The organism is Pseudoalteromonas sp. Angola-30 (genome assembly GCF_028599215.1).
GTDB classification, from domain to species: Bacteria; Pseudomonadota; Gammaproteobacteria; order Enterobacterales; family Alteromonadaceae; genus Pseudoalteromonas; species Pseudoalteromonas atlantica.
Genome location: NZ_JAQREI010000063.1, coordinates 1 through 472 on the forward strand (window position 1 = coordinate 1; position 472 = coordinate 472).

The following is a 472-nucleotide window of genomic DNA, read 5'->3' on the forward strand; positions in this document are numbered from 1 at the left end:
CACTTGGCGCGGTGGTATCGATGTTACCGCTGCCGGTGATATCAGTGCTGTTACCTGCATCATCGCTAATGCTGGCCTCAATGCTGTACGGTCCTTCTGCAAGTGCCGTCGGTACTTCCACTGAGAAATTGCCGCTCGCATCCACGGTAGTGGTAAAGGTTTGCTGGGCTCCTAAATCATCGATAACCGTAAAGGTGATCACGGTGCCTTCAACCGCATCACTGGTGCCGCTTAGGGTTGGTGTGACATCGTTACTTGAACCTGGGCTAGTTAAATCAAGCGTTGGCGCAATGGTATCAACCTCCCCTGCACCTGTGGCGGTCGCTGTGTTACCCGCTGCATCGCTTACGCTTGCACTTACGGTAAAGTTGCCTTCAGCAAGGGCTGTTGTAACCGGCACTGACCATGTACCACTTGCGCCCACTGTAGCGGTAATGGTTTGCGCTACACCGGCATTGTCTGTCACAATAAT

1 protein-coding gene is annotated in these 472 nt (G+C 53.2%); it reads right to left on the reverse strand.

What is annotated here, in order from left to right; all coding sequences use genetic code 11:
• The coding region (locus PSH54_RS20845; protein WP_273607013.1) for an Ig-like domain-containing protein at positions 1 to 472 on the reverse strand (472 nt) is incomplete at both ends.